Here is a 25,582-nt window from a genome sequence, read left to right as displayed (position 1 = left end):
AGCGTTTTTTTATTACTTAAGAAGATTTCTTTTCTTCTTCAGGATGTTGCATGGACTCAATCAAATCATGCTTATTAAAATCTTTATATTCAGGTTTTGCTTCATAATCTTTCCAAGCTTCCTGAACATTTTCTTTCGAAATTTCATCTAGATTGATTGGTTCACCTGCCGTGGGGGTCGCATCAAACTTCTTTGTTGTCATTTCGATTCTCCTAAAAATATACAATCCTTTGTAATGCAATCAACATACCATTTTAATTGGGTCTTGTAAGCATAAATCCAACACAAATAAAGTAAGATAATTTTTATTTTGTGACATTCTCATCTAGAATATGCCACGTATTTATCTGACTCATTTTGATGCTTGAAGCACAGGAGCGTTTTTTATGTCCAACCTCACTTTGTCCCAATTTTTACAACAACAAAAAGGGAATCTAACACCTGAGTTGGCTCAAGTCATCGATACTATTGCCACGACCTGTAAAACAATCGACCAAGCATTACAAAAAGGTGCTCTGGCTGGTATTTTAGGTAGTGCTGGTAATGAAAATGTTCAGGGTGAAACACAGAAAAAACTTGATGTGATTTCTAATGACTACTTAATTGATGCTTTAAAAGTACACCCACACGTAGGTGGTCTTGCTTCGGAAGAACTTGATGAGTTCACACCTGCACAAGAAAATGGTAAATACCTCGTTTTATTTGACCCATTAGACGGCTCAAGTAATATTGATATCAATATGTGTGTAGGCACGATTTTCTCTATTTTGCCTGCAAAAAATGCAGTAACACAAGCAAACGATTTCATGCAAGCGGGTACACAGCAAGTTGCTGCTGGTTATGTACTTTATGGCCCATCAACTATGATGGCGTTGACTGTAGGAAATGGCGTAGCATTCTTTACTTTAGATCCAGAAACTCAAACCTTCTTGCTTACTAATGAGAATGTACAAGTTCCAGCAGACACTCAAGAATTCGCTATTAACGCATCCAACCAGCGTCATTGGGAACAACCCGTAAAACAATATATTAATGAATTACTCGCAGGCAAGACATCTGTTCGTGAAAAAGATTTTAATATGCGCTGGGTAGCATGTATGGTGGGTGATATTCACCGTATTTTATGTCGTAGTGGTATTTTCCTTTACCCATATGACTTAAAAGATCCGAAAAAAGCAGGTCGTTTACGTTTAATGTATGAAGCAAACCCAATGAGTATGCTCATTGAACAAGCTGGTGGTGCTTCAACTACAGGTCGTGTTCGTATTTTAGACATTGAACCAACCGAGCTTCACCAACGTGTTCCTGTAATCATTGGTTCTAAAAATGAAGTTGAACGCGTAACAAGCTACCACTAATAATTTTAATTACTTAGGGCATCATAGTATGATGGTGCCCTTTTGTTGGATATTTTCTTATGGCGGTTATTTTTTTAGAATCAAAAGACAATGCAAAAATCAAACATTTGCGTGGATTAATCGAACTCAGTAACGCCCGAAAAAAGCACCAACAAACAGTTCTTGAAGGTACGCATCTTTGCTTGGCTTGGTTGCAACAGCAAAAAAAGATTTTTTCTTTATTTACTACAGAACAAGCATTAGAACACGAAGATTTAAAGAAAATAACAGAGCTACATCGAGGCCATATCTTTGTTATTAGCGAAGTTTTATATAGAGATTTAAGCACATTAGGCACAAGCTTACCTTGTTTAGCGATTATTGATCTACCTAAAACTGCCTCAACCATCGACTATAAAGTAGATACCTTAATTCTTGAAAATATTCAGGATCCAGGTAACGTAGGTACGCTGCTACGTTCAGCAGCAGCAGCAAATATTAAACAAATTATTTGCACACAAGGCTCTGCCTCACTTTGGTCTCCACGAGTTTTAAGAGCAGGTATGGGCGCTCATTTTAGCTTACATTGTTTTGAAAACTTCCAGCTGACAGATATCCTTCCGAAATTTCAAATCCCGGTTTTTGTTACTAGCTCTCATCGCTCAACCAGTCTTTATTCAAAAGACCTTTCTAAACCGTGTGTGTGGATTTTAGGAAATGAAGGACAAGGTGCTAGTGATTATGCATTAGATCACGCACAATCAGTGACTATTCCTCAACCGGGTGGACAAGAGTCATTAAACGTGGCAATTGCAGGATCTATTTGTTTTTTTGAGATGGTCCGCCAGCGCCAATAAAACGTTAATTTATTTTACATCGCACATATTTGTGAAAAAAATCAATTACACTAGTAAAAAATAACCGATTGTTGTCAACCTCCCACCTCTTTTCAACGTTATATAAGAGATATATTGAAGATAAGGTGGGTATGTCCAATGACAGGATTTTCCATCTCCATGGATTTAGCACCGAAAAAGTCTCGATCGGAAACATCTAGTGCTCATGCCAGCACGGCTGAGCAACGCCTGAAAGTTTTCATGCAAGATGTTACTGGTCGTGCTTTGGTAATGATGGAGAGTGCTACCCAAGGTCAACAAGGTATTGCGATGGATTTGGTTCAAGAAGCATTTATTGCTTTACACAAATCTTACGCCGATAAAAGTACTGAAGAATGGTATCCCCTGTTTTACACTATTTTGAATAACAAACTTCAGGATTGGCGCCGCAAAGAATCTCGTAGAGCAAACCCATTTTCATTCTTCAAAAAAGTTAGTCTGGATAATGACGACGACGAAGTTATCGATGTAGTTGATGAAAAAGCCATTAATCCTGCAGATTTTCTCGATCAAGCGGTAACCATAGAGGAAATTCGGGAAGCGATTGAAAAACTACCTGTTCGTCAACAACAGGCATTTATGTTACGTGCGTGGGAAGGGTTTGACACCCATACAACAGCTCAGATCATGAACTGTACCGAAGGTAGTGTGAAAACCCATTATCACCGAGCAATTCAGGGACTTAGAGAATACTTGGCACATTTAAATCCCTTGGGAGGTTCTGATGAATCATGATGATTTCACTAAAAAGGTGACATCCAAACTTGATAGTTTGGCAGATCACCATAAAAATAAAACAGTGGTCATGAATCATGTGCTTGACCATATTCAACAAAAACCAGCCTCTTATTATAGTGTCTGGAAAATGACTGGTTTCGCACTTGCCGCAGCAATTACAGGTTTTGTAATTCTGCCTAACTCAGTCGAGATTGTGGATAAGCCACAAAATCAAGTGATCGTAAATCCTAAATTATCTCCACAAATGGTGGAAGATTTAGAGATGTTAATGGTGTTGGGTGAGGATAAAGTACAACATGGCAGCTAAAAAATTAGCGCTTATCCTGTGTTCATTAAGTTTCTTGCAGACAAGTTTTGCAGGTTTTGAACGCTTTTGGATTTTTTCTAAAGATGCCAATGCACAAGTCGATGACACATGGGATGCCCTTTCCGAAGAAGAGCAACGTGCAGTCATTAAGCGTTACCAGAGTTTAAAAGAGCTACCAGCGAATCAAAGCACGAACTTACAGCAACGTATGGACTGGTTTATTCAACTACCTGAAGCTGAAAAACAAAAAATGCGTGAAGCATGGCAAAAAATGAGTACGCAAGAGCGAAAAGACTTACGTCAGCGGATGCTTAAAGCGAATGGTGAAGAAAGAACAGCAATTCGTGAAGAATACATGAATAAGTATTTGGAACACTAATTTGTTATTTAGCTAGCAAAAATAAGACACTAATCGCTCAATTATTTTGATTTCATTTCTTATAAAAAAGCCTCCAATTGGAGGCCTTTTTTATTCTTTATGTTTATTTACGGTAGCGTCTATAAGCTGCTAAACCAAGTAAGGATGCTAAAGACAAAATTCCTAAGCTACCACCGCCGCCTCCACTATTACCACCTCCAGCAGTAGTATTACTACTCACTAAACTGATAGTACCAGCATTTGAAATTTTATTATCAGCATCATATACGTAATAAGTTAATGTATCATTGAAGTTATTAAAACTATTTTTAGCTTGAATATAAATATTACCACCATAACAAGTATTATCCTTATCTTCACCTGGGCAAGGGCCTTCTCTGTCTGCCTTCACGACCGTAAAAATTCCATCTTTTGAGCTTTTACTTGGCAAATAGATAGGCAAGTCTGCAAACTGGGGTTTATTAGGCTTTGTAATAAGTGTATTAGCTGGACCATCTCCATCATCATTTGCATATTTAAGTAAGTTTAATGGAATGATTTCATTTGCTAAATACTGAAATACAACTTTACTATCACTTGCTACAGGTGCAACATTATCAAATCGTGCTTCTAAAAGACCAGATGATTGAATAGAACCATCTTTACTACTAACCGTATATTTACAATAATTGTAATCACCAGCTTGGGTAGTAATATCATCCGACCGATAGAATATAATTTGTTGTAAAGCACTATTCCATTCACAAAAAAGTTTATCGTCTTTTTTCGTGCTTGTAACTTTGTCGTCTATCAATCCTGTTCCAACAGATTCAAGATTAATATTATAGTCCGTACTATTAAAAAACTTTAGAAGATGACTACTATCTTCATTTGGCAAAGGCAAACCATTTGCCTTCAAATCAATATAGATCGCTCGATATTTTGCATTGGCCTTAGTTTGATCAAGAAGATTTTTATAATTTGCCAAATCTATTTTTAAGACATTCCACAAATATGAATAAAGTGGATTAGTGAGATTTTTTTCTACAGTATCATATTGGGTTTGATATCCCTCAAGTAAAGCGGTAAGAGATGTATTACCTAAACCTCTTAAATCACCAGCAGTTAACTTCATTACCTCTACTGAACCTATATCACAGCTATTACGAGCAATGTTATCGGGCTGATAATATAGTTTATTAGTTGGGAGTCGAGCTAAACCACGTTGATCTATATCAGCGCATATAGCTTTACCCTCAGGGTCTACATCTATTAAATCTTCTTTTCCAGTAGCTACCAATGGAAAATAAAGTGGTAAAAAACCAGTTACTGCTGTAGCTTTTTCATGGCGCTCAAGTAAAGAGTTAAATGGAACACCTGAAATATCAATTGTCTTATTAGCTGACGAAAGTACCTCTGTTGGTAAATCACATTTATCAGTATTATTACTTAAATTGAGTGCATTAAAAGATAATCTAAGACCCGTGTTTTTTAAATCTGCTGCTGAACCTGCTAAATATCGACAAGCATAACCAACTGGATTGTATCCAATTATATTAAAATTTAACTCTTTCCCACCTAAACTATCATATAGGAAAGTTGTATTTGCGTTATTTTCAACAATAGTATTATTTTGTAGTTTTAAACTACTTCCACCACTTAAAATAGTTGATGGATTTGTTGTATTACCAGGAATCGCATCTCCTGTAAATTTTAAAATAACCCCATTTACAGTGCTGGCAATATTTTGAGCAATTGTATTAATTGTAAAAGTAGCTTTCGGCTCGCCACAAAATTCAAATGTACTCGCAGAATTGCTTGAACCATTCTTGATAATACTTGAGGATGTAAGAGTAACCTCTCGTTTAGCATACTCAGTACCATTTTTACAACTCATAGCTAACACGCTACCAGTACTTGCTTGATTGCCTTGCAAGAGGGAATGCGTTATTGATAAATTTACTCCACTACCACCAAGAAAAACAGCTCCACCTTTTGGAGCTTGAGAGTTTAAAATTTGAGAATTTAATAATGTAACATTACCACCCGCATAAATAGCTCCACCTTGATTTAAAGCTATACCATTTTCTAAAATAATATTTTGCAAAAATAATGCTTTTTGATTTTCTGCTGTGTTAAATATACGCGACTTACCCGCAGCATTAATACGTGTTTTAAGTTCTGGTAGAGCAGGATAGTCATTTGTTAAAACATTTTTTTCTGACCAGATTTTATCCTCTTCACGTTCACCATAGCCATAAATAGAAATATTAGCATTGGGCACCAATTCTTTATTTAAAGTATAAGTTCCAGCTTTTAACTGAATTACCTGATCAGTATCAAGGCTAAATACAGTACATCCATAAGCGGATTTACGAGTTTCTGCGACTTTAATGGCTTCTCTTAATGAACATGCGTTCGTATTTTCACCATCTTCATCAGCAAAAGTTGTAACCTCAATTCTTTTATTTGTGGTGTCAGCAAAAAGTGGCATATTTGCAAGCACAGCTAATGCTAATAATGCCTTTTTATAATTTTTCATAGTCTCATCCCTGATTATGGCTTGAAACGGCGTAAAGCAATTAAACCGAATAAACTTAAAATAAAGGCTCCACCAACACTACCTCCACCACCTGTACTCACAGATTTGTCTTCAATTCCAGATAAAGGATCCTGAACAATTCTTGTCGGGATAGTGATATATTGAAACTCTACGCCTTCATTAAATCGAGACACACTCGTAACAACCTGAATGCTAAAAATATCCGCACCATGCCAGTTCCCATTTGGTGTATAAATTACATTTCCATTTTGATCTAAAGTTATACTGCCTTTAGAAACTGGGGTATCTGTACTTTGTTTAATTCTAAGGCATCCTGGTTGCCATTCTTCTCCATCAGCCCGCTCTCCGAATAAACGTTTGCATGTAGCCGGAGTCACTAGATCTGCTTCACTTAGAGAACCAAGAATATTAAATTTTGCAACTTGTCCATATCTAATATCTTGACCTACTGAGGATATCTCAGTATCTAAAATATATTCAATCGCTCCAAGATCACATAACTCATCATAACCACTACGTTTTTTTCCACGCTGATCAATAATTTCACAACTTGCTAAACCAACTGAAGTTCCATCACTATATAAACGACCTTTATTAATAATGAGGGAATCAGCTAAAGTATTATAACTCTCTAACAATCGAGGCTTGAAAAAGCCAAGAAAGCTATCTTTAGGGGTATTAAAAGGACAAAATAAGCCTTCTTTCGCTGTTACATCACATATCCCCTCATCTGTGCTACCTGCTATTAATTTTTCATTAGCGGGATAAAGAATATTAGGAAGCTTTGAAGTCGCATTCCGGTTACATTCTGCGGTAACCAAATTACTTTGTATAATTGCTTTATCAGCAGTACTCGCCTGACAGTTGACCGTATTCCCAACTAAAACACTATTTGAAATAGATGCATTACCTTGTGAAGCATCTAGAAATAATCCTTTGTCATTTTTAATCATCGTAATGTTATTAACAAACATCCCATCTTGAACATTTGCAATAAAACCCACTTTATTATGAAAAAAAGTACTGTTACTCAGGCCGGTAGAACGCTGGCTTAAATACCCCCCAGTACTCTCATCATCAAATTTATTTGCACTGAAGAAAAGTGATCCAGCTGCAGAACTAACTTCATTGTCTCGAATCACAGACTGCGTGATCAAATACAAAGGCTGCTCACTATAAATTACCCCACCTTCTGTTGCTTTATTATTTTGAATAAGAGTATTAGTAATAGTGACGAAACCGTAAGTCTGGCCACTTTTCGTGACCAATCCTCTATTATAAATCGCTCCCCCTTGAGCTGCGTATCCATCAATTAAACGAGAGTTTTGGATTTTCAATATTTCATGATTATCAATCAACCCACCAGTAACAGCTTTAAATTTTAAACCCGCACCTTGTAAATTAAGATCAGTTAGCGAAACCGAAATTGATGCTTTTTCAATACTCTCATCATCAATTTTAAATAACCGATCTGTACCAATCATTTTTATTGTAGCGTTATGCGAACCTGGTTGATCAGTATCAACTAACGTAGAATCATTTTTCGCAGTAGTAATTGTCAGAGGGGCTGTAATCTTTATTTGTTCTTTAAGTGCATACTCTTTATCTCTTTGCAAAATAATATTGTTTGAGTCACCACTAGTACAGCCACGATAACCATCTTTTACAGACGCAACAACCTTAGAATCACTTGAATTAAGTCTATTTAAAAGTTCAACAGCCTCACGTAATGAACAGACCGTGTTGTCGACGTCTTCATCATTTGTAGTTGTGACTTGAATATCGGCAGAATAAGCGTGTCCAGCAGCAGCCAATAAAGCAAAAGCAATGCTCCGTTTGAGCATACCCATCTCCTTACATCTTTTTTCATTTTTCTTTGTCAATATTGCAAAATATCCGCTTTTGCAATCGCATCCTTTGTGCGTACTTTGTCACAGCAAGTAGAATTTCTCAAGACATTTTGGTCGGTCTGTCGAGTCATTTTTGAACTAGATTACAAAAAGCTTCGTAGATCTAAAAAAGTTTTTTTAAATACAAAAAAGTGGCGTATTAAAAAATTAAAAGAAAATTTAGAAGATACAAATATAACTATTATGAAATGAAAAAACTTATGTAGGGAAAGCCATTTTTCATTGTATGAGTCTAATTTAAGCAAAACAGCAAACTTAAGTTAGAAAGTCTACTGTTGATACTCATCAATCAAAGCGTAAATTTGCCTTAAAGTTGCATTAGAAAGTTTTGTTTTTTCACCTTTAAGCAATTTTTCTAATTGAGCAACTGTTTGTAATAAAAGAGAAGCTTGATGAGGACCATGCAATAATAAGTAGTCAACAATTTGTTGATCAAAGTGGATACCACGTCTAGCCATTACAGATGTCACCAAGGCATAGCGGTCTGCATATAAACTTCCACTCGGCACTTTTACACTAACGGCTTGTGTAAGTCGTGATTGTAGATCTGGTAATTCCAGCTTTAATTCGATCGGGGCTACACGCGAAGAAAATATCAGTTGTCCTTCATGATTATTCATTAAATGAAAAACAGCTTTTTGCCAGTGAGGCACACCACTAATCGATTCAATATCATCCAAAGCAACAAGATCATAATGTTCTAAAGAGGTAATTGCCTCAATAGGTGCATCAAGCAGTTCAAGCAAAGATACTTTGATAGCAGACTTACCTATTTCTAAATAAGAATCACAAATTGCGGAAAGCAAATGGCTCTTGCCCGTTCCTGCTCCACCGTAGATATAGAATCTACTCACCAGACCAGCATGTAGTTGCCGCACGGCATCGACTACATGCCCCCAACCCGGTCCCGAAAAATCACTGATTCGGGCATCAAGTTGAGGTTCTATATCCAGTTGGAGTTGACGCATATATTGAATTAACCTTGAAATTATTTCTGGTTAGGGGATTTTAGTTCATCTGTATCTTGCTGTGTTTTAACTTCAAGATCAAGCTTAGTGCTTTCAGTTTCCACATGAATTTGCTCAATATCGCCATGTTGGATTACTAATGTAGAAGGGGGCGCATAAAGTGAGCTTCTTTCATAGTTCTCTCTTAAATGCTTTAACAACACTACAATAACGGCAGCAACAGGCAATGCAATTAACATTCCCAAGAAACCTGCAAGCTGTGCACCTGCCAATACTGCAAAAACAACTGCTACAGGAGATAAACCAATTTTATCTCCCAGTAGGAATGGCTGTAGGATATAGCCTTCTACAGCTTGGCCAACCATAAAAACTACACCAACGAGTAATAAATGCACCCAATCTAAGCCGAACTGAAACAAGCTGGCGATAACAGCTGCAATAATACCTACTCCAAATCCTAAATAAGGAATAATACTGGCAAGCCCAGCCACCATACCAATAATCAGGCCAACTTCTAAACCAATGAGCTGCAAACCAACCGCATATACTATGCCGAGTAATAGCATGACCAGAAACTGACCTTTAACAAATGCTCCTAAAACACTATGACATTCGCCAACGATTTGTAAGGTAGTAGCTTCATATGGACGTGGGATAAGACGACGTAAGTTTTGTAACATACGCTCCCAATCGAGCAAGAAATAGAAAGCAATAATTGGAATTAAAACAACTGTTCCACCAATCTGAATAAAATTCAGACCAGATTGAGCTAGTTTTAATAATACTGCCTGAATGCTGTCTGCACTATAGTTTGTCTGGACATATTCCATGACAGCTTTAGACAACTGCTCTGTATCAATTTCCATTTGCTGGACATTAAATGTCGAAGATACCCAAGGTAGAAAGGTAGCATTAATCCAATGGATACCGGCTGGAATGCTATCTCGGGCATAAACTAATTGTTTCCAGATAAGTGGAACCAAATACCAAAGTGCAATAGTTAAAGTTATGCCTATTCCAACGAATACCAAGCTAATTGCTAACCAGCGAGGCAATTTCATTTTTACCAGAACATCAACAAGTGGACTGAATAAATAAGCCAGGAAAAAAGCACCGATAAAAGGAATGACTACAGGCTTGAGCAAGTACAACACCCATACCAGCAATACAATACCTGCGAGTAAAAAAATACGGCGCAGTATACGATCTTGCATAAAATCTAGCCTTTTTTGATTTAATCGTTATAAATGGAAAAATATTTTTATTAAAGATAGCATTTTCGAGCATAAATAACATAAGAGTTTCGTATATTCAGGTTATAATCTGCCGCCAATGCGGAGACTTCATTTATGAGCAACTCAACTTCTACCCCAAATACCGGTTTAAGCTACAAAGATGCGGGTGTCGACATTGAAGCGGGCGACGCACTGGTCGATCGTATCAAGTCAGTCGCTAAACGTACAAGTCGTCCTGAAGTAATGGGCGGTCTTGGTGGCTTTGGTGCACTATGCAAAATTCCTAAAGGTTATGAAGAACCTGTTTTAGTTTCTGGAACCGATGGTGTAGGAACTAAATTACGTTTGGCACTTAATCTCAATCGTCATGACACAATCGGCCAAGACCTTGTGGCTATGTGTGTAAATGACCTTTTAGTTTGTGGTGCAGAACCATTATTCTTCCTAGATTACTATGCGACTGGTCACTTAAATGTTGACGTTGCTGCAAATGTTGTTACTGGTATTGGTAAAGGTTGTGAGCTTGCAGGTTGCGCACTTGTAGGTGGTGAAACCGCAGAAATGCCAGGCATGTACGAAGGTGAAGATTACGATCTTGCTGGTTTTGCTGTTGGTGTTGTTGAGCAAAGCAAAATTATTGATGGCTCTAAAGTAAAGTCTGGTGACGTACTTATTGGTGTTGCATCAAGTGGTGCTCACTCTAATGGTTACTCATTACTACGTAAAATTTTAGACGTTAAAAACGTTGATTTAACTCAAACAATTGATGGTCGTCCTCTTGCTGATGTCGCAATGGAACCAACTCGTATTTATGTAAAACCAGTTCTTGAACTCTGCAAACAAGTTGATGTTCATGCTATGGCGCACATTACTGGTGGTGGTTTACCAGGTAACTTACCTCGTGTATTGCCAAATGGTGCTCAAGCGGTTATTGATGAATCTTCTTGGGAATGGCCTGAATTGTTCCAACTTCTACAACGCGAAGGCAATGTAGAACGCTTTGAAATGTACCGTACGTTTAACTGTGGCGTAGGTATGGTTATTGCTGTTGATGCAAATGATGCTGAAAAAGCAATTGAAGTGCTTAATGCTCAAGGCGAAAAAGCTTGGAAAATTGGACAAATCCAAGAAAATGCCGAGTCAGTGGAAGGTGCAGACGAAAAAATCCGTGTGATCTTTGCATGATAAAAATTGCTGTTCTAGTCTCTGGGAACGGCAGTAATTTACAAGCCTTGATAGATGCAAATCTATCAGGGCAAATTGTAGGTGTACTGTCTAATAAAGCAGATGCTTATGCCTTAGAGCGTGCTGAAAAAGCTAATATTGCTACCGCTGTTATCTCCCATAAAGACTTTCCAACTCGTGAAGTGTTTGATGAAGCAATGCATCAGCAACTCTTAGCTTGGGAAGTAGATGTGGTTATTTTAGCTGGCTTCATGCGCATTTTAACTCCTACCTTTGTCAACAAATGGCAAGGGAAAATGCTAAACATACATCCCTCGCTTCTACCTGCTTACAAAGGTGTGAATACTCATCAACGTGTTTTAAACACAGGTGACCGTTTACATGGTTGTACCGTGCACTTTGTAACTGCTGAACTGGATTCTGGTCAATCTATTGCCCAGTCAGCTATTTCAGTTAAAGAACATGATACTGTCGACTCATTGGCAGATCGAGTGCACACACTTGAGCACTTTATCTACCCACAAGTTGCAGAGTGGCTGTGTAACGGTCAACTTACATGGAAAGATGGACAAGCCTACTTCCGTAATCAAGTTCTAAAAGACCCTATTCGTTTTGCAAGCTGGTAAAATATTTTACTAACAAACAAAAATAAAAAAGGACATGCTAGCATGTCCTTTTTTATTCACTTAAAAATCAATTTAGTTAATGGCTGATCAATTTCTTTATAGAATTTACTGTATCGATAGGATGTTCTAGAGGAAACATATGCCCCCCCTCAACCACAGTAAATGGAATTCCCATTTTTCGCTTTGCCATTTGAGGAAAGCCTCTTTTTAAGAAATCACTCTCTTTCCCTACAACTAAATGCACAGGCATCTTAGGTTTTGGCATAGGTAGCCACCACCAAGAAGGATTCTTACGGAAAATTGCAACTTCATCTTCACGAGAAATCGTTAAAGTTACTCCACCACGAACTGAATCTTCTTTCAAAGCATAATCAATATAAGCTTGGAAACAATCTTCATCAAAATTTTTATAGAATCCCTTAGGACGCAGTAATTCAGCCGCTTGCTCTCTCGATTCCCAATGTTCACGACGACGTGCAGATAAACCTGCTGGTGTCATCACATCAACCAATTTAGGGCGAAATAATTTTGCCATATGAAAAGCAAACGAATATCGCCCTAAAATCAGAGGCGGATCTAACATAATCACTTGAGAGAAAAGTTCAGGACGTCGAAAAGATGCCATCAATGTTAGAACGGAACCAAGAGAATGACCGAGCCCAATAACTTTACGTCCTTTCGCTTGACGCACAATACTATCAATAACCTGATCAACCAAAGCAGGCCAATGATTCGTCACAGGATAGCGCTTATCAGGACCAATCAAGGGAACATAAATGACGTCATATTCCCCTTTCAATTGGTCAAACAATTTTTGATACACTTTTGATGGTACGCCATTGGCATGAGCAAAGTGTATAACTGGTTTTGTTGACATACCGCTATCCTAAACAGATTTATTGTAATTTTGCGCTTTGACGAGTCTGCACTTCTTGAGCAATAGATTCACTTACCCCTTGCCCGATTTGTGCACCCATACGACCCAAAATAGATTCTAGTGGGTTACGCTCAATTGTGTAGTCAACTTTATTATCAAGATTTAGTTCTCGCATCAAGCTCGTAATATTACCTGAACGGTCAGCAACACCTAATTGAATTGCTTGATCGCCAGTCCAGAATAAACCAGAAAAAATAGCTGGATCATTCGATTTCAAGCGCTTGCCACGCCCTTCTTTAACTGCAGCGATAAAGTGAGTATGAACATTATCAAGAACAGATTGAATATGCTGCTTTTGAGCAGGATCAATCGGTTTTGTCATACTTAAAATGTCTTTATTCGTTCCTGCTGTTAAAGTGCGGTCTTCAATACCGAGCTTTTGAGCTAAACCAGTAATCCCATAGTTAGGCATGATGACACCAATTGAACCCACTAAACTTGATGGATTGACAATAATCTCATCCGCAGCAGAAGCAATATAGTACGCACCCGATGCACCCATATCACCAATAACGGCATAGACTTTCTTATCAGGATGTTGTTTTTTCAAATATCGAATTTCCTGCCAGATTTCATCAGACTGAACTGGAGAACCGCCAGGTGAGTTAATATTTAGTGCAACAGCTTTACTATTTGAGGCCTCAAAAGCGCGTTTGAGTGCTTTATTCGTATCTTCACTATTCACAGCTTGATTGCTTGAAGCATCAATCGTTCCAACAATATCCACCACTGCTAAATGGGCACTACTGCTACTTACTGCTGATCCATCTTTGCTGGTTGAACAGCCTTTGCCCATCAATACAATAATGAACAGTAAATAAATAAAAGTTAATGTTTTAAAGAAGATACCCCAACGGCGACTACGGCGTTGCTCTTCTACTGAAGCAAGTACAGCCTTCTCCAGAATTTGCCATTCTGGTCCATTTTGTTTAGGGATTATAGGTTCATTTTGTGGTTTTGGTGGCCAATCGGACATAAAATTCCAATCCAAATCAATCTAAAATGATGTCATTATATACGTTGATTTGATAAAAACTGTCTAAATAATATGATTTCATTTATAATATTTTTATCTTTTTTTACTTGTTGCCTCCTTTTTACCGCGATAGATGACCAAACTAGATGTAAAAAGCATGAACTATTATTTACTCAAAACTTTTAGCCGCCAACCAATTCAATTTGGACGTTTTATTGCCCGCATGTTGGCAGGATTAGTCAATACTTTAAAAATTACTAGAACCTCAAAGAGTATTGAACTTAACTTACAAATCGCACTTCCTCATTTAACGCCACAACAACGCATAGACATTACACAACAAGCTATTCGTAACGAGTTAACCTCATATTTTGAATTTTTAAGTATCTGGGGCTCATCAAATAGTAAGAATATTTCAAGAATTCATCATATTGAAGGTGAACATTACTTTCATGAAGCACTAGCGGCAAAAAAAGGTGTGGTTTTAATTGTTCCTCATTTTGGCACATGGGAAATCATGAATGCATGGTGTGCCCAGTTCACCTCAATGACAATTTTATATAAACCTGTAAAAAATGTAGATGCAGACCGTTTTGTTCGAGAAGCACGTAGTCGTGAACAAGCTAACTTGGTTCCTACTGATGAAACTGGTGTTCGACAAATTTTTAAAGCATTAAAACAAGGTGAAACCACTGTAATTTTACCTGACCATACACCAAATGTTGGTGGTGACATGATTAATTATTTTGGTGTTCCACTTGCCTCAAGTAATTTAAGTGCCAAGCTTATCCAGAAAACAAAAGCTAAAGCTTTATTCCTTTATGCAATTCGTAATGAAAATGATGGTTTTACGATGCATATCGAGCCTATGGATGAGAAGATTTATGAAGGTACAGCAGATGACGGAACGTATGTCATCCATCAAGCAATTGAACAACTAATTCATCAATATCCAGAGCACTACCACTGGAGCTATAAACGTTTTAAAGCAAATCCAGCTTTAGATAATATTTATAATATAGATCCGACTGAAGCACTTCAAATTGTAGATAAGCTTAAAGCAGAAGCGTCACAAATTCCTGTGAAGCCAAGTACGTTCGAAACGTCGAGTATATAAAACTATCTCATGATTGCGAGATACAAAGCTTAATGTTCCTTGTTCAACTGTACTTTTAAACGGAATATTAAGTGCTTGTACTCTCGCTAACACTTCTTTACTTGGATGACCGTATCGATTATTAAAGCCAGTAGAGGCAACAACAAGCTTTGGTTTTAGAGTCGCTAAAAAGTCATAAGCCGAACTATGTTTACTCCCATGATGACCTAATACCAGAACATCTACCTTTAAATCAGGATATTCTTTCATGAGTTGATATTCTGCTTCCCACCCTGCGTCGCCCATGATTAAATAATTTTGATAGCCATTTATCTGTTTTAAATGAATATAAACCACACAAGAATATTGATTTTGATTAGAAGGAACTAAGTTTAAATCATTTTCTTTAGGCCAAAGGATTTCAATATCTAACTGTGGATATTGCCATTTTTGCCCTTGATGGCAATAAGTAAATGGCTCTTTAATTTGCTCTGTCCATCGTTCATTTGATATGACTTGTTTAATAGGAAAAGCCTGAGCGATAGAAGGAAATGCTCCGCTATGATCTTGATCGAGATGAGACAGTACGACGTGATCCAGTTGTTTAATTCCCTTTTGACGTAAATATGGAATCACGACATTTTGACCAATACTAAAGGCTTTCTCATCATAAGACCCACCCGTATCGATGAGCCATGTCTGCTGCGGGTGTTGCAAGAAAATAGCTTGTCCCTGTCCCACATCTATAATATTTAATTGAATTTGCTGGGATGACTTATCTGGAATGATCAAGGGTAAACAACATATAAGACTCCAAGATTTCGGTAAAACACCACGCGGTAAAAATAAAATAATAATTGCACAGCTAAGACACAACAAAGCAAGTGGTGTCAGGCTAAAACCTTGCAACGGTAGAGATAACTTCTCTAAAAAACTAAAACATGTCAGCACTATACTGAGCAAAATATCGTTAATCTGAAAGAGTGCACTTCCAATTGAATTAAAAATAAGCCACACACAAGCAGCAAAAATATTCAAAGGAACAATAACTCCTCCTAGCAAAGGAACTGCAATAATATTTGTAAAAGGGGCAACCCATGAAATTTGTTGAAAGAAAATCAGCATTAAGGGACATAGGGCGATAAATATTTTGCCCTGAGATTCAATGAGGGTTTTGCTTAAAAGAATTATTCTAGATAGCAGACTCACTGAAGCAAGATCTGGAGTCTGTACTATGGTTTGATAAATGCGTAATAAAATAAAGCAAGAACCATAAGAGAGCCAAAAACCTGCCGATAAAACACTAAATGGATCGAAAAGCAAAAGTAGACTTGCACTGAAAACCAAGAGCGAAAATGGCTTAACAGGTAGTTTTACCAACAATAAAAAGGCAAATAAAAATACTGAAAGAAAAGTTCTTAAAGCTGGAATTTCAAAGCCTACAAAAGCTGTATAAATCAAAACACCGAAACATAATGGAAACATAGCCCAAATTTGTTTAGGTTGATACAAATAAAGCTGCGGATAATATCGTCGTACTAATTGATGTAATCCCCAAGCCAACATGATGGCAAAAATGAGTACATGAGGCCCTGAAATAGCCAACAAATGAGAGATTCCTAATTCCTTAAATTGATTTTTAATCTCATCATTTAAGAGACTTTCGTCCCCTGTTAATAAAGCTAATAACAGTCCTTTATTTTGCAAAGGAGATTGTTTTAACATTAATCTAAATGTTAGGCGCAACTTTTCTACATTTAACTTTTGTCTGTTAAAGAATTTTTGTTGTTCTTTTAAATGCTGTTGATAACCTAACTGATAAACTTCATTAGAGCTTAAAGGCTCAATATGCTGAACACTAAAACCAGACATTATATTTCGTTGAATGAACCATTGTTCTTGGTCGAAAACACCGGCCACTGCGTAACTATGAGCAGGTTTGGTTTTGCCATAAATTCGATAATAATGGCCTAATTGTAATTTTGATTCATCTAACGCTGAGTTTACTTTTCGATTTTTTAAATATAAAAGCCAATTGACGGGATGTAAGGACTGCCTTAGTACCTGAACGGGTTGCTGCGTCTTATCTTCTTTTTCTTCACTTATACGGTCGACATATACAACAATATCTAAAGATTTAGGCTGCATTTGTCGCAGTTGTAATCTTTCATTTAAGGTATGCTGAGCATATTGATGTCCTATAGTAAAAAAACTAATAGCACAGACTAGACAGTAAATGGCTTTTAATATGGGGCGATTTAAGAAAATATTTCTCTTAAAAATATAAAAAATAAAGCCCATAACAAGCAAGACTTTACCTACCCACCCATATTGCATTATTAAAGGGATATCTCTCCCCATAAATGCAATACCCCCAATCCACCCCATTAAAATAAGTTTTAACATTTAAAGTCATATCATTATCTTTTTAGGGGCAAAATTAAAGCCCAACTCAGTGGGCTTTAACAATGTGATTTAATGACAATTTTTTAAGAACTACTCACCCAGAGTCCATCTTGCATGTGCAAAATAGAATCAGCAGCCTGAGCTAAATGCTCATCATGGGTCACAATTAACATTGCCATGTTAAGTTCTTTCTTAAGATCGGTCAGTAATTCAAAAATACCTAGAGCTGTTTTACGGTCTAAATTACCTGTAGGTTCATCAGCCAGAACAACCGCAGGTTTAGTGACTAAAGCACGCGCTAACGCCACACGTTGGCGCTCACCACCTGAAAGCTCACCTGGCTTATGATCCATACGATGAGATAACCCAACTCGATCAAGTAAATATTCAGCTTGCGCTTTTACCGATTTAAATTGGCTATCTGCACGAAGCATTAAAGGCATCGCGACATTTTCAAGAGCAGAAAACTCAGGTAATAAATGGTGAAATTGATAAACAAAACCGAGGTATTGGTTACGCTGAAAACCACGTTCAGCTTCGCCTAAATTATCAAAACGCTGACCATTTAAAAATACTTGCCCTTGAGTTGGCTGCTCTAAACCACCTAGCACATGAAGCAAAGTACTTTTACCTGAACCACTCGCACCGACAATAGAAACAAACTGCCCTGCTTCAACTTGTAAAGAAAGACCTTTAATGACTTCAACTTTAGATTTACCGTCATCAAAATGTTTATAGATATCTTTCGCTTCTAGAACAATTTTACTCATAGCGCAGTGCCTCAGCAGGTTGAACTTTGGCAGCACGAAGTGCCGGATAAATAGTCGCCAAGAAGCTTAAAAGTAAAGAAACAATCACGATAATCGTCACATCTTGCCATCTTAAATAAGAAGGAAGGTAATGTACAAAGTAAGCATCAAATAGATTTAAGCCCAACACATTGTTAAACCATGAAATGATATCACTAATGGTTAAAGCTAAAATTACACCTAAAACCGTACCTGCAACTGTACCAATCACACCAATCACGGTGCCTTGCACCATAAAGATTTTAGTAATCATGGATGGCGAAGCGCCTAATGTACGCAAAATTGCGATATCAGATTTTTTATCAGTCACCACCATGACCAGTGATGAAACAATATTAAATGCTGCAACCACAATAATAAGGACAAGCAATAAACCGACTAGAGTTTTTTCCATTTGGATGGCATTAAATAAATTACCATGCGTATAGGTCCAGTTCGTCGCGTAGAAATTGCTTGGTAAACTTTTGACTAAGTCGTCAGCAACTTGTGGCGCTGCAAAAATATCATCTAGTTTTAAACGGACACCTTGGGCACCATCTGGTAAGCGTAATAAGGTTGAAGCATCGTATAGGGCGATATAACCCACCATAGAGTCGACTTCAGCGCCTACACTAAAAATACCAACCACTTTAAAACGCTTGAAACGAGGTACAACACCTGCTGGAGACGGTGTTGCTTCTGGTAAAACCAATGTCACACTATCATTTAGACGTAAGCCCAATGAATCAGCCATATCTTTACCAAGAACAATACCAAATTCACCTTTTTTAAGTGAATCTAAACTCCCGGCAACAATATGATTTTGAATAATAGAGACATTCTTTTCATATTTTGGGTCAATACCCGTCACCATAATACCGGCGACTTGCCCTTGCGCAGTTAACATACCTTGCAATTGTGTAAAAGGTGCAACCCCTGTTACATGTGGATGATGTTCAACTCGCTTCACGAGTTCAGGCCAATCCGTGAGGATTTGTGTAGATGAAACTGTTGCTTGCGGCACCATTCCTAACACACGGTTTTTCAATTCGCGGTCGAAACCATTCATGACAGAAAGTACTGTAATCAGCACAGCGACACCTAGTGTCAAACCGACCATCGAAACCAATGCAATAAAAGAAATAAAATGATTACTGCGTCTTGCGCGAGTATATCTCAACCCTATATACAGTGAGATTGGTTTAAACATACCTTCTAAATCCAAGGTCATTGATGGAAAATATAAGATGTTAATGGCAACTTGCACCCACATCTACTATTTGGCCATACCGTTAGATGCTGTATTAAGGTTTAAAAATCAGTAAGTTCTGATCTTCCCTTAACAATCCTAATATTATATTGCTGCGCTATTTTCTACTAGTTAAGTTAGGAGATCAATTTGATCATGCATTTCGCTACGAATTAGAACAATTTAATGAATAAGCTCAACAAATTACCCAAATCTTCTCCTATTTAGACTTCATATGTTGAGCAAAGTTCCGATTTGCCTGAATGTCTTTATAGAAATATAAAAAGAGTCCAGACAAGATAATGAAAGCACCTACAAAAACCATAATTGAAAGTTGTTCATGGTTTAAAGCAGCTCCAATGATCATCGCTAACATAGGGGTAATAACTGTCGTTAAAGATAAAGTCGTTGCCTGAATATTTTGTATAAGTTTGAAGTAGCAGAACATGGCAACGAGTGATGCCATAAGTACCGTATAAATTAAGGCAAATAAAGATTTGGCTTCTGGTAAATGTGTCGGTGCATATTGCCAAATAAATGGAATAAAACAACTAGCAAAAATAGAAGACACTAAAATAGAACCAGTTGCCTGAGCCATCGGCTGGATCTGAGCATTAACTTTCTTAACCCAGAAAATTGAAAAAGAATAAACAAACACACTGATTAGCATCAGGACAATACCAAACGGATGCACATGCTGATTCGCACCGCTCAGACAAATAATAGCTAACCCACAGACCGCAATTGCCATACCCAACCATTGCAGCTTATAAAGTTGTTGGCCAAATGCAAATCGACCAATAAGTCCTGCCATTATCGGCGCCAAACCAAACATAAGTGCAATCATGCCTGAACTTAAATATTGGGTCGCGGCATAGGTGAAAATTTGAGAACCAATTAAGCTAAAAGATCCGGCAATGTAGCTATGAACTGCTTGTCGATGCGTCGGAAAAGGTGTTCTTAAAATTAGCAATATGATGACAGCCAAAGGCAATGCAATAAAAAAGCGTAATAACAATGCCCACATCAGATGTAGATCAGACACACTCCAGACAATTGCCAAAGGAGTGGTTGCCCAGATAAACACTAACAAGGCATAGGTTAGAGCCAAATTGGTTTGCGATGGCATGCGATGCTCACTTAGCTGTTTTACGTTTTTGCTTTAAAATCGTTTGATCTAATGAACTTGAAAATTCACGTTTATCTCGCTCGGAAATAGGAGGCGGTCCACCAGTTTGCACACCTGCACCACGGAGCGTATCCATGAAATCACGTAGATGTAAACGCGCTTTAACATTCGCAGTTGTATAAACTTCACCACGGGGATGAATAGCAACTCCACCTTTCTCGATCACCTGAGCTGCCAGAGGAATATCCTGCGTAATGACAATGTCATTCTCGATCATACGATCAACTATTTCTTTATCTGCCTGATCGGCACCACTTAAAACCTGTATTGATTTAATTCGTACTGAAGGGGTGATACCAACATTCTGATTAGCAACAAAAATGACTTCTAATTGATAACGGTCTGATGCACGTAAAATCACTTCACGTAAAATTTTCGGTAAGGCGTCTGCGTCTACCCATAGCTTAAATGGCAGCACGTTATTCTCTATTTCCACTAAAAATATTAGTCTAACAGATGCTCTTCTAAGGTGAGTAAAAATAACGATTAAACTGATTTTTAATTTCAACATTTAAAGTTTTTATAAGTTAAGAGTACTTTTATCTTATAAATAAAAACGGCGCTTCTTTTTAAATGACTAAATACGCGCTTTTACAAGAGAATTTACATATGGTGACTTGAAAAATAGTAAACACCCTCGATTTAATATAACAAGTAATGTGAACCCAACAGCATCGTGCTTATGAAAAATCAAAACAGTCCAGAAGTTATTAAAGTAAATGACCAAAATTTTGGTAGTCATGGAGAACATTGGAATCTATTGACGTCCCATCCCGAAACAGATGTACCAAAATGGTTAGGACTGGCACTTGATGCACCTGTAATGCCAATGGGTTTGTGTGAACATGAAGAAGACATGGACCAATCTTTTTGGCTCATTCAAGGTCCACAAGACCAAAAAGTTACCATCAATCAAATTATTGCTGTTGAAAACCAAAAACCTCGTGCGCTTAAAACAGCCTTCCCAAGTTTTGAAAGTCCGTATCAATATAATGCAAAAATTGAACGCATCATTACTTGTGACTCTGCTACACAAGCCGTGTTAAGTTTAAGACTAAATAAAAATACAACTGTTTATGCATTTGATAATTTATTTAGTGTTAACTACTGTCAATATGACAAAAATCAAAACTATCAAGTCCAATTTAATGCATGGGCTTATGAATTAGAACCTGTTCCAGCAGGTGAAAAAATCATTGTTGATGACCCAGCTTCGATTAAACATCACCGTGCATTAAATGCAATTTTAACTGAACATAATGGTGTTGCTCCTGAAAACTTACAGGAACTCATTAATGAATGGCAGCCAAAAAGTCCAGAAGATCAAGAACCTGTAACCGTTGATTTTTCTAAAATGGTTGCGTATTTATATGGCGAAAATCTTGGTCAAGAAGATGAAGCCTGGTTCCAAGGTAATATTGTTGGTAAAACCTCTATGACATTTATGGGGGCAGAATATACCCTTTATGATGTTACTTTGGTTTTAGAAGATGATCTTCCTGCCATATTAGTGCGCATTGCGACCAAAAACGATTTGTATAAAAACTTTAATATTGGCGAATATATTCGCGGTAATATCTGGATTCAGGCGACTATTTGTGCTAAAAAGGGTGAAACTAATTGAATTTCACTAATATTTTAATAATTAGGTTATTGAATGAAGATTATACCCGAACAAACTACCAGCCTCATTCAATCCAGTAGCCTGCGCGTAAAGGTCGATACTGGTGCGTTTTGCTTTTTTGTCTTGGGTATGTTCTTAGCTGCCATATTCATGCACCAGTTTGGTTTAGTGCCTTTTTAATTTATAACTTATTCAATAAATAAAGCCCTCAAATGAGGGCTTTATTTATTTGATTTGCTTAACCATTACGCTTTGCAAAATCATCCATAAAGTTGATTAAAGCCTGTACGCCTTCTAATGGTACGGCATTATAAATACTTGCACGCATACCACCTACAGAACGATGTCCAGCTAAATTCAACAAGTGATTAGCTTCCGCTTCTTTTAAGAATTGCTTTTCTAAAGCTTCATCTGCCAAGGTAAACGGTACATTCATAATTGAACGGTTTGGAATTGCAATCGGGTTATTGTAGAAATCGCTTGAGTCGATATAACCATATAACAACTGAGCTTTTTCAAGGTTCACTTTATGGATCGCCTCTACCCCACCCTGCTCTAGCAACCACTCAAATACCAAACCAGACAAGTACCAAGCGTAAGTCGATGGCGTATTTACCATAGAACCATTTTTGGCTTGGTCACCATATTTTAAAATACTTGGAATTTCTGGTTTAGCTTGATCAAGTAAGTCATCACGAATAATGACAATTGTTAAACCAGCAGGACCAATATTTTTTTGTGCGCCAGCATAGATTAAACCAAACTTGGTCACATCTAATGGAGCAGATAAAATACTTGATGAATAATCACAAACAAGTGGAGCTTTTACATCAGGAATTCCTGCGAACTGTAAGCCACCAATCGTTTCATTATCTGCATAATGTACATATGCTGCATCGTCAGATAAATTCCATTCGCTTTGTTCAGAAATTGCGAACTTGCCATCTACTTTAATGCCAGCTTCTACAACATTAATATCGCCATAACGTTTTGCTTCTTTTAAAGCTTTTTCAGACCAGATGCCGGTGTGAATATAATCGGCTTTACTGTTCTCACCTAGAAGGTTTAAAGGAATCGCAGAAAATTGTAATGACGCACCACCTTGTAAAAACAGTACTTTATAGTTTTCTGGAATGTTCATTAACTTGCGTAAATCTGCTTCAGCTTTTTCAGCCACAGCAACATAGTCAGCACTACGGTGACTCATTTCCATGATGGATAGACCTTTACCTTGCCAATCCAACAATTCTTGTTGAGCTTTTTCTAAAACGGCAGTAGGTAATGCAGCAGGACCAGCACAGAAATTGTACGCGCGCATGATTTTTCCCTTGTATAAAGTCAAACACAATAAAAATGGCATTTAACCACAGATTGCTTAAGCTTGCAGCAGCTTCTCAAGTAAATATTTCAATGCTGGACTGTATTTAGCTTTATTTTTTCAATTATTGGTGTCGTTATTTACTTAGTTTTAATGACCAGCTTCCTCATTTAAAAAAATTTTTAAGCAAAAAGATCAACTTGACTTGTGATTATCATTTCACATACCTTGATAGCTATTACAAAAATATTGGCTTAGTAAATTCAATAATTAAAGGAGCTAAAAACCACCATGTTTTTATACAAATGTATAATAAACAAGATGATAATTGAATTTAATAACAAGAAATTTAAACTATAAGGGATGCCAAAAATTGTTATTTAAAATGCCAACACATCGATATAGACAGTCTATTTTTCCCTTTTCATTTAAACCCAAACATCTTGCTTTGGCTTTAGGCTTTTTTTTCACTAATCACTTATACGCCGGAAGCTTAAGTTATGCTGAAGCAGAACAACAAGCTTTAAAAAGTTCATACAGTACTCAAGCCAACCAAGCATTACAGCAAGCATCTCAATTAGAAGCTGAAGCAGTAAAGGGCCTCGGATTACCTAGAGTTGATTTAAATGTCAGAGCCTACGCTTTTCATAGTGAAACAGATGTACCTCTTGGCTCTTTTAAACAAAAACTTGAGAATGATCTAAGCCAAGGGCTAAATGATAAACTTTCACAGTGGAACAATGTCATTCCATCAGATGTGCTGGGACAAGTTCAAGAAGGCGCAAACCAAACCATACATGATGGTATAAATCGCTTTCCTGATTACGCAAACCTGACTATCGAAGATCAGGTGGTACGCCCTTCTATTTCAGTCGTAATGCCACTCTATACAGGTGGCTTAACCAGCAGTGCTAAAAAAATAGCAAATATACAAGCACAGCGCTCTGAACTTTCAAGCCAACAACAACAAGATATACAGCGATTTGAAGTAGTACAAAGTTACTTTAATGTGCAATTACAGCAGCAGCTGGTCGCAAGTAGCTTATTTAACTTTAATGCGATGCAAAAACATTACAGCAATGCCCTAAAGCTGGAACAACAAGGATTTATTAGTAAAGGGCAACGCATGCAGTTTGAAGTCGCTCGTAATAATGCAGAACGTACTTTACAAAATGCTCAAGCTAACTTAAACGCCAGCCGCTTTAGCCTTAATAATCTTTTACATCAACAAAATAATGTCGATTTAAGTACACCATTATTTGTAAACAACACTCCCAGCCAGTCTCTAGAATCACTTTTAACCAGTTATTCACAAAAGTCTAGCCTTGTACAAAAAATGCAGATGGATACTCAACTGGCTAACGTAAATATTCAAGCTCAACAAGCCGCAAAAAAACCAAGTCTATTTGCATTTGGTGAATATGCGCTTGATGAAAATGAAAACTGGATTGTCGGTGTAATGGCAAAATACAACCTATTTTCTGGGGTAGATAAAAATAAGAATATTCATGCCGCTGAATTAAAGCGCTACGCTTCTGAACTCATGACTGAACGAACTAAACAAGAGATTGAAGCTCTTTTGAATAAATCATATAACGAGCTCAACTCTGCTCAGCAAAGTCATCAGCTTTTACAAAGAAACGTAAATGCTGCTCAAGAAAACCTACGTATCCAAGAACTTTCTTTTCGTGAAGGAATGGGTACAGCAACCCAAGTGATTGATGCGCAAAATGCATTAAGTGCGTTAAAAACTGAAATGGCTTTAAATGCTTATAAATATGTCATGTCACTCGCAACGCTATTACAAAGCCATGGTTCTATGGACCAGTTTAAAGCCTATGTCAATCAACCACATACCGACTATATTCGTTAATGG

23 protein-coding genes and 1 pseudogene are annotated in these 25,582 nt (G+C 37.3%); 11 read left to right on the top strand and 13 right to left on the bottom strand.

Going from position 1 to position 25,582, the window contains the following annotated elements:
- Positions 1 to 16 precede the first annotated feature (16 nt).
- Positions 17 to 202 (bottom strand): NF038105 family protein, encoded by a 186-nt coding sequence (locus tag RFW85_RS13040; protein ID WP_002118730.1) that lies wholly within the window; start codon positions 200 to 202, stop codon positions 17 to 19.
- Positions 203 to 386: 184 nt separating this feature from the next.
- Here RFW85_RS13040 and RFW85_RS13035 point away from each other — a divergent pair, with 184 nt between their 5' ends.
- The 5 genes from RFW85_RS13035 (at position 387) to RFW85_RS13015 (ending at position 3,657) form a co-directional block, all read left to right on the top strand.
- Positions 387 to 1,358 carry a class 1 fructose-bisphosphatase gene (locus RFW85_RS13035; protein WP_170249551.1) on the top strand — a complete coding sequence of 324 codons (972 nt, stop codon included), beginning with the start codon at positions 387 to 389 and terminating at the stop codon, positions 1,356 to 1,358.
- Positions 1,359 to 1,417: 59 nt separating this feature from the next.
- On the top strand, positions 1,418 to 2,194 hold the full coding sequence (locus RFW85_RS13030) for an RNA methyltransferase (protein WP_170249550.1): 777 nt from the start codon (positions 1,418 to 1,420) through the stop codon (positions 2,192 to 2,194).
- A 159-nt stretch (positions 2,195 to 2,353) separates the two neighbouring features.
- The gene (locus RFW85_RS13025) at positions 2,354 to 2,968 is read left to right on the top strand and encodes an RNA polymerase sigma factor (protein ID WP_086265467.1); all 615 of its coding nucleotides are present in this window, start codon (positions 2,354 to 2,356) and stop codon (positions 2,966 to 2,968) included.
- On the top strand, positions 2,958 to 3,278 hold the full coding sequence (locus RFW85_RS13020; protein ID WP_002118556.1) for a hypothetical protein: 321 nt from the start codon (positions 2,958 to 2,960) through the stop codon (positions 3,276 to 3,278). Before RFW85_RS13025 ends, RFW85_RS13020 begins: the two co-directional genes overlap by 11 nt.
- Positions 3,268 to 3,657 carry a DUF3106 domain-containing protein gene (locus tag RFW85_RS13015; RefSeq protein ID WP_170249549.1) on the top strand — a complete coding sequence of 130 codons (390 nt, stop codon included), beginning with the start codon at positions 3,268 to 3,270 and terminating at the stop codon, positions 3,655 to 3,657. Before RFW85_RS13020 ends, RFW85_RS13015 begins: the two co-directional genes overlap by 11 nt.
- A gap of 103 nt (positions 3,658 to 3,760) precedes the next feature.
- Here the strand turns inward: RFW85_RS13015 and RFW85_RS13010 are convergent, their stop codons facing one another.
- The 4 genes from RFW85_RS13010 to cxpE all read right to left on the bottom strand — a co-directional run bounded on the left by RFW85_RS13010 (position 3,761) and on the right by cxpE (position 10,291).
- The gene (locus RFW85_RS13010; protein WP_170249548.1) at positions 3,761 to 6,178 is read right to left on the bottom strand and encodes a CSLREA domain-containing protein; all 2,418 of its coding nucleotides are present in this window, start codon (positions 6,176 to 6,178) and stop codon (positions 3,761 to 3,763) included.
- A gap of 14 nt (positions 6,179 to 6,192) precedes the next feature.
- Positions 6,193 to 8,043: a rhombotarget A gene (gene rbtA, locus RFW85_RS13005; protein WP_170249547.1), complete on the bottom strand. Its 1,851-nt coding sequence runs from the start codon at positions 8,041 to 8,043 to the stop codon at positions 6,193 to 6,195.
- 335 nt (positions 8,044 to 8,378) lie between these two features.
- Positions 8,379 to 9,077: a DnaA regulatory inactivator Hda gene (gene hda / locus RFW85_RS13000; RefSeq protein ID WP_086265471.1), complete on the bottom strand. Its 699-nt coding sequence runs from the start codon at positions 9,075 to 9,077 to the stop codon at positions 8,379 to 8,381.
- A gap of 20 nt (positions 9,078 to 9,097) precedes the next feature.
- On the bottom strand, positions 9,098 to 10,291 hold the full coding sequence (gene cxpE / locus RFW85_RS12995) for a chloramphenicol efflux transporter CxpE (RefSeq protein ID WP_086265472.1): 1,194 nt from the start codon (positions 10,289 to 10,291) through the stop codon (positions 9,098 to 9,100).
- 135 nt (positions 10,292 to 10,426) lie between these two features.
- Here cxpE and purM point away from each other — a divergent pair, with 135 nt between their 5' ends.
- Together purM and purN are read left to right on the top strand one after the other, a co-directional pair.
- Positions 10,427 to 11,497, top strand: coding sequence for a phosphoribosylformylglycinamidine cyclo-ligase (gene purM / locus RFW85_RS12990; protein WP_170249546.1), 1,071 nt, complete (start codon positions 10,427 to 10,429; stop codon positions 11,495 to 11,497).
- Positions 11,494 to 12,123, top strand: coding sequence for a phosphoribosylglycinamide formyltransferase (purN, locus tag RFW85_RS12985; RefSeq protein ID WP_170249545.1), 630 nt, complete (start codon positions 11,494 to 11,496; stop codon positions 12,121 to 12,123). Before purM ends, purN begins: the two co-directional genes overlap by 4 nt.
- Positions 12,124 to 12,199: 76 nt before the next feature.
- Here the strand turns inward: purN and RFW85_RS12980 are convergent, their stop codons facing one another.
- Together RFW85_RS12980 and sppA are read right to left on the bottom strand one after the other, a co-directional pair.
- A complete protein-coding gene (locus RFW85_RS12980; protein ID WP_170249544.1) occupies positions 12,200 to 13,000 on the bottom strand; it encodes an alpha/beta fold hydrolase in 801 nt (266 codons plus the stop codon).
- 19 nt (positions 13,001 to 13,019) lie between these two features.
- Positions 13,020 to 14,036 carry a signal peptide peptidase SppA gene (gene sppA / locus RFW85_RS12975; RefSeq protein WP_170249543.1) on the bottom strand — a complete coding sequence of 339 codons (1,017 nt, stop codon included), beginning with the start codon at positions 14,034 to 14,036 and terminating at the stop codon, positions 13,020 to 13,022.
- Positions 14,037 to 14,169: 133 nt separating this feature from the next.
- Between sppA and RFW85_RS12970 the strand changes: the two genes are divergently transcribed.
- The gene (locus tag RFW85_RS12970; RefSeq protein ID WP_170249542.1) at positions 14,170 to 15,153 is read left to right on the top strand and encodes a lysophospholipid acyltransferase family protein; all 984 of its coding nucleotides are present in this window, start codon (positions 14,170 to 14,172) and stop codon (positions 15,151 to 15,153) included.
- On the opposite strand, the gene RFW85_RS12965 is transcribed toward RFW85_RS12970, so the two are convergent.
- The 3 genes from RFW85_RS12965 to RFW85_RS12955 form a co-directional block, all read right to left on the bottom strand.
- Positions 15,106 to 17,538 carry a DNA internalization-related competence protein ComEC/Rec2 gene (locus RFW85_RS12965; protein WP_309171595.1) on the bottom strand — a complete coding sequence of 811 codons (2,433 nt, stop codon included), beginning with the start codon at positions 17,536 to 17,538 and terminating at the stop codon, positions 15,106 to 15,108. The two genes, RFW85_RS12970 and RFW85_RS12965, sit on opposite strands and share 48 nt — an antisense overlap.
- Before the next feature lie 83 nt (positions 17,539 to 17,621).
- Positions 17,622 to 18,308 (bottom strand): lipoprotein-releasing ABC transporter ATP-binding protein LolD, encoded by a 687-nt coding sequence (gene lolD / locus RFW85_RS12960; protein ID WP_170249323.1) that lies wholly within the window; start codon positions 18,306 to 18,308, stop codon positions 17,622 to 17,624.
- On the bottom strand, positions 18,301 to 19,536 hold the full coding sequence (locus RFW85_RS12955) for a lipoprotein-releasing ABC transporter permease subunit (protein WP_004790618.1): 1,236 nt from the start codon (positions 19,534 to 19,536) through the stop codon (positions 18,301 to 18,303). Before RFW85_RS12955 ends, lolD begins: the two co-directional genes overlap by 8 nt.
- A gap of 125 nt (positions 19,537 to 19,661) precedes the next feature.
- Between RFW85_RS12955 and RFW85_RS12950 the strand changes: the two are divergent.
- Positions 19,662 to 19,766, top strand: a pseudogene (locus RFW85_RS12950) (PilZ domain-containing protein); the annotation flags it as partial.
- 29 nt (positions 19,767 to 19,795) lie between these two features.
- Here the strand turns inward: RFW85_RS12950 and RFW85_RS12945 are convergent.
- Together RFW85_RS12945 and RFW85_RS12940 are read right to left on the bottom strand one after the other, a co-directional pair.
- Positions 19,796 to 20,704 (bottom strand): DMT family transporter, encoded by a 909-nt coding sequence (locus tag RFW85_RS12945; RefSeq protein WP_005067734.1) that lies wholly within the window; start codon positions 20,702 to 20,704, stop codon positions 19,796 to 19,798.
- Between the two features lie 7 nt (positions 20,705 to 20,711).
- Positions 20,712 to 21,200: a YaiI/YqxD family protein gene (locus RFW85_RS12940; protein WP_081310814.1), complete on the bottom strand. Its 489-nt coding sequence runs from the start codon at positions 21,198 to 21,200 to the stop codon at positions 20,712 to 20,714.
- 246 nt (positions 21,201 to 21,446) lie between these two features.
- Here RFW85_RS12940 and RFW85_RS12935 point away from each other — a divergent pair, with 246 nt between their 5' ends.
- On the top strand, positions 21,447 to 22,388 hold the full coding sequence (locus RFW85_RS12935; RefSeq protein WP_068556679.1) for a hypothetical protein: 942 nt from the start codon (positions 21,447 to 21,449) through the stop codon (positions 22,386 to 22,388).
- Between the two features lie 238 nt (positions 22,389 to 22,626).
- Here the strand turns inward: RFW85_RS12935 and serC are convergent, their stop codons facing one another.
- Positions 22,627 to 23,706 carry a 3-phosphoserine/phosphohydroxythreonine transaminase gene (serC, locus tag RFW85_RS12930; protein ID WP_170249321.1) on the bottom strand — a complete coding sequence of 360 codons (1,080 nt, stop codon included), beginning with the start codon at positions 23,704 to 23,706 and terminating at the stop codon, positions 22,627 to 22,629.
- A gap of 385 nt (positions 23,707 to 24,091) precedes the next feature.
- Between serC and RFW85_RS12925 the strand changes: the two genes are divergently transcribed.
- Positions 24,092 to 25,579 carry a TolC family protein gene (locus RFW85_RS12925; protein ID WP_170249320.1) on the top strand — a complete coding sequence of 496 codons (1,488 nt, stop codon included), beginning with the start codon at positions 24,092 to 24,094 and terminating at the stop codon, positions 25,577 to 25,579.
- The last annotated feature ends 3 nt before the right edge of the window (positions 25,580 to 25,582 follow it).

Origin of the sequence: Acinetobacter sp. 12966, from assembly GCF_031196995.1 — a bacterium.
GTDB lineage: Bacteria > Pseudomonadota > Gammaproteobacteria > Pseudomonadales > Moraxellaceae > Acinetobacter > Acinetobacter geminorum.
The sequence above is the reverse complement of the archived record's forward strand: the minus strand, read 5'-3'. Positions and strand labels throughout refer to the sequence as shown.

Bases quoted from the DNA above. Each gene is read 5' to 3' on its own strand.
- RFW85_RS13035 (WP_170249551.1), top strand. From the start codon at position 387: ATGTCCAACCTCACTTTGTCCCAATTTTTACAACAACAAAAAGGGAAT.
- rbtA (WP_170249547.1), bottom strand. From the start codon at position 8,043: ATGCTCAAACGGAGCATTGCTTTTGCTTTATTGGCTGCTGCTGGACAC.
- RFW85_RS12980 (WP_170249544.1), bottom strand. From the start codon at position 13,000: ATGTCAACAAAACCAGTTATACACTTTGCTCATGCCAATGGCGTACCA.
- lolD (WP_170249323.1), bottom strand. From the start codon at position 18,308: ATGAGTAAAATTGTTCTAGAAGCGAAAGATATCTATAAACATTTTGAT.
- sppA (WP_170249543.1), bottom strand. From the start codon at position 14,036: ATGTCCGATTGGCCACCAAAACCACAAAATGAACCTATAATCCCTAAA.
- RFW85_RS13020 (WP_002118556.1), top strand. From the start codon at position 2,958: ATGAATCATGATGATTTCACTAAAAAGGTGACATCCAAACTTGATAGT.
- serC (WP_170249321.1), bottom strand. From the start codon at position 23,706: ATGCGCGCGTACAATTTCTGTGCTGGTCCTGCTGCATTACCTACTGCC.
- RFW85_RS13040 (WP_002118730.1), bottom strand. From the start codon at position 202: ATGACAACAAAGAAGTTTGATGCGACCCCCACGGCAGGTGAACCAATC.
- RFW85_RS13015 (WP_170249549.1), top strand. From the start codon at position 3,268: ATGGCAGCTAAAAAATTAGCGCTTATCCTGTGTTCATTAAGTTTCTTG.
- purM (WP_170249546.1), top strand. From the start codon at position 10,427: ATGAGCAACTCAACTTCTACCCCAAATACCGGTTTAAGCTACAAAGAT.
- cxpE (WP_086265472.1), bottom strand. From the start codon at position 10,291: ATGCAAGATCGTATACTGCGCCGTATTTTTTTACTCGCAGGTATTGTA.
- RFW85_RS12925 (WP_170249320.1), top strand. From the start codon at position 24,092: ATGCCAACACATCGATATAGACAGTCTATTTTTCCCTTTTCATTTAAA.
- RFW85_RS12965 (WP_309171595.1), bottom strand. From the start codon at position 17,538: ATGTTAAAACTTATTTTAATGGGGTGGATTGGGGGTATTGCATTTATG.
- RFW85_RS12955 (WP_004790618.1), bottom strand. From the start codon at position 19,536: ATGTTTAAACCAATCTCACTGTATATAGGGTTGAGATATACTCGCGCA.
- RFW85_RS13010 (WP_170249548.1), bottom strand. From the start codon at position 6,178: ATGAAAAATTATAAAAAGGCATTATTAGCATTAGCTGTGCTTGCAAAT.
- purN (WP_170249545.1), top strand. From the start codon at position 11,494: ATGATAAAAATTGCTGTTCTAGTCTCTGGGAACGGCAGTAATTTACAA.
- RFW85_RS13030 (WP_170249550.1), top strand. From the start codon at position 1,418: ATGGCGGTTATTTTTTTAGAATCAAAAGACAATGCAAAAATCAAACAT.
- RFW85_RS13025 (WP_086265467.1), top strand. From the start codon at position 2,354: ATGGATTTAGCACCGAAAAAGTCTCGATCGGAAACATCTAGTGCTCAT.
- RFW85_RS12945 (WP_005067734.1), bottom strand. From the start codon at position 20,704: ATGCCATCGCAAACCAATTTGGCTCTAACCTATGCCTTGTTAGTGTTT.
- hda (WP_086265471.1), bottom strand. From the start codon at position 9,077: ATGCGTCAACTCCAACTGGATATAGAACCTCAACTTGATGCCCGAATC.
- RFW85_RS12935 (WP_068556679.1), top strand. From the start codon at position 21,447: ATGAAAAATCAAAACAGTCCAGAAGTTATTAAAGTAAATGACCAAAAT.
- RFW85_RS12970 (WP_170249542.1), top strand. From the start codon at position 14,170: ATGACCAAACTAGATGTAAAAAGCATGAACTATTATTTACTCAAAACT.